Genomic DNA, 2,932 nt, shown 5'->3' with positions numbered 1-2,932 from the left:
CCACCTCAGCAGTGGGTAAGGTCACATCCAGAGGTTTTATACTGTCAAAATCAACGTTTTGGTAATGTGCGGTAGCTTCTGCCAACAGCTGCTCTAATTGCTGCCATTGATCTTGGGTTGTTGGTAAGGGTTGTGGTGATGAATCTGGTAATTTGTTTGATTTTATAGGATCAGATTTTCTATTTTTTCCTTTTACACTTGAACTAAGACCGGGTGTCGAGGTGGGTTTTAAAGACCCTTTAGTTGATGGGGATTTAATTCCTGGCTGGTCATGGTTTGCCGGGGGGTGAGTTGGAATAAGCTCCAAGTCATTAACCAGATTAAAATCTAATTCATTGAGATCCGTGTAGGTCGGACCCGGGCGAGGGCTGTGGGTGGGCTCGACGTGCGATGTGCTTGGTTGGATAGGCTGCTGTTTGCTCATCCCATAACTATCTAATTTTGTGGGAGTAGTATTTTCCGCGCTTGAGCTATTTTCTTCAAAAAAGGTATCGTCAAATAAACTACTTAATTCATCCGCTGGGTTAGTTTTTTGAGTTAGGTTTGCCTCAGTACTCCCAACAGAAAATAATTCTTCAAGGTCTTTATCCGTCAGGCTTGGAGTAGGGTTAGGTTGAATCTCCTCTGGAGTTGACTCCCTTGACTGTAGTAATTCAAAAGCTGCTTCTTCTGGAAATTCCTCATCGAACAAACTGAGTAAATCTTCCTCGGTAGACTCCGCTGCCTCTGGAATGTCCAACCCATCAAGTTCTTTAATCAGGTCAGATAAATCCTTTGGTTCGTCTGTAGTTATAGAATTGTGTGATTGGCTAGACAACTGCTGGTTATCTGGAGCGATAATTTCTTCTTCTTGCCAGGTTTTATCCAAATCAGGGGTCTGACCTTCAAAGATATCAGCTAAGCTATTGAGTTCTGCCATGCCAACTTTTGGTTCTGCAGCATCATCGGACTCGATTTGGAGGATATCAGTGGTTGGTTGTGCCACTTCCTCTATATCCGGTATATCCTCGAGGAAGTTATCTAGGTTAAATTCGTCTTTGATTACTGCTGGTGGCTGAGCATCTAGGTTGTTAGACATTCGGAAAGCTAAAATTCCACATTAAGCGAACATTTTTAACCTTTTGCCTTGGCAAGTTCGCCGGTTCCCTGCGACGAGAAACTGATATAATTCGGTAAAAACCGTATTAAAGTTCCCTTCCTGCTTCTTTCCAGTTACCTGGTTTTTCATAGGGTGTCGGCACTTCCTATTCCACAGGCTTAGACCGAATAGCCTTCGGCAAAACGTTCGTGCATTCAGGCTGGCGTTATAGTCACGGTCAAAGACTTCACCGCAAACCTCACAATCAAAAACTCGTTCTTTAAGTGGCATTTCCTGAACATGACCACAACTAGAACAAGTTTTAGTGGATGGGTAGAATCTATCTACAAATACCAATGAGCAACCGTACCACTCAGACTTGTATTCGACTTGACGACGAATTTCATAAAGAGCGGAGCGGAATCGGCTATCGCACCTGCGTTCCTTATGGTTTTTTAGCAGACCGGAAACATTTAGATCTTCTAACCCAATCACTGCGTGGTTTTTGCAAAGCCAAGAGGTTAATTTTTGAATTGCATCTTTCCGGATGTTAGCAACACGTTGATGGGCTTTAGCTAATTTCAGCTTGGTCTTATTTCTATTGGCAGAACCCATAGTTCTTCTAGATAGTTCTCCTTGAAGTCTAGCCAGCTTTTTCTGAGCTTGTTTGTAAGCTCTAGGATTAGGAAATACCGTCCCATCTGAACAGGTGGCTATAACTTTAACCCCGACATCAACACCTAGATATTCTCTACATTTAACAGTGGGTTCAGGTTCCAACTCGTAGGCCAAAGAAATATACCAAGAATCGGCTTCTCGACTGATTGTAACCCGCTTCGTCTGGATTCCAGGTAAAGGTTCATAAGTGCTAACCCACCCAAGAAAAGGGAGTTTCAACCGAGTTCCTGAAAACTCCATGACCTTCCCACAATTATCTAGGGTGAAGCTATCATTTCTACCTTTCTTCTTAAACTTAGGGTGTTGAGCTCTCCCTTGAAAGAATCGGTTAAACGCTTCTCCTAAGTGCATGAATACGAATTGATAAACCCTAGAACTTAAGGTAGACTGCCAAGGATATTGAGGTTTAACATGATTGGTATAGAACTTTTTCAGCTTGTTAGCAGAAGGCTTTAGCCCGGCTTTATAGGATTCGTTCCACATATTTAAAGCCCAATTCCAAAGCCACCTAGAATACCCAGCGTGTTGAGCCATCAAGGTTTTTTGTCTATTACTAAGTTTTAACTTGGTCTTGAAGGCTCGTTGCATAAGTCTGGGTCATTCTTCATTTTGGTTTGATACTAAGCGAGCAGATCGGCGCTGTCAGTCATGGAGTTTTAATGGCTTTGATTATCCCTGCCGTTTCCCATCAAGCTCACGTTCTGACATTGACCCCGACTCACTCAGCAGCAACTGGCGAGTTTGATGTACTTAGTCACCGAGCTACCTTTGACGACATAATGATCGTATCGTTTTGTACCGCAAATCGTCAACTAAGTTACTCCTCTATGATAGTTCTAAAATTTAATATCACTGACTAGCCAAGAGGTAGCTTAACACTCCCGAATCTATACAGACGAGGTTTTCTTGCCTCGCTAGCTAGATTTCTAATAACGTTTTTCATATCTCAGTTCAACTGTGAGTTCAACGACTCAGAGCATTTAAGAATTTCTGGATACCTGAGAAGAACGACTGTTTTTTTTGGGCAGATGGTATATTTTGAGCATCTTCTGGGCTAGTTGTGTTAACTAGACTTGCCTTAAGTATAATTTGCTCAATAGCCTCTGCTGTCGGTTTGCTGGGTTCTTCGGTCACTAACTGATACTCATCATCAATTTCTAGCCATACTTGCCACAC

Annotated in this window: 1 protein-coding gene and 2 pseudogenes; all 3 read right to left on the bottom strand. The window is 42.5% G+C overall.

Annotation, left to right across the window (positions count from 1 at the left end):
* Window positions 1–1,078 (bottom strand): annotated as a pseudogene (locus F6K49_RS39000) (hybrid sensor histidine kinase/response regulator); the annotation flags it as partial.
* Window positions 1,079–1,099: 21 nt separating this feature from the next.
* Window positions 1,100–2,344 carry an RNA-guided endonuclease TnpB family protein gene (locus F6K49_RS38995; RefSeq protein ID WP_293105887.1) on the bottom strand — a complete coding sequence of 415 codons (1,245 nt, stop codon included), beginning with the start codon at window positions 2,342–2,344 and terminating at the stop codon, window positions 1,100–1,102.
* 375 nt (window positions 2,345–2,719) lie between these two features.
* Window positions 2,720–2,932 (bottom strand): annotated as a pseudogene (locus tag F6K49_RS38990) (DUF1995 domain-containing protein); the annotation flags it as partial.

Source organism: Moorena sp. SIO3I6 (genome assembly GCF_010672095.1).
The sequence above is the reverse complement of the archived record's forward strand: the minus strand, read 5'-3'. Positions and strand labels throughout refer to the sequence as shown.

What these genes read in the sequence shown, in the direction of transcription:
- F6K49_RS38995 (WP_293105887.1), bottom strand. Translation starts at nt 2,344, where the DNA reads ATGCAACGAGCCTTCAAGACCAAGTTAAAACTTAGTAATAGACAAAAA.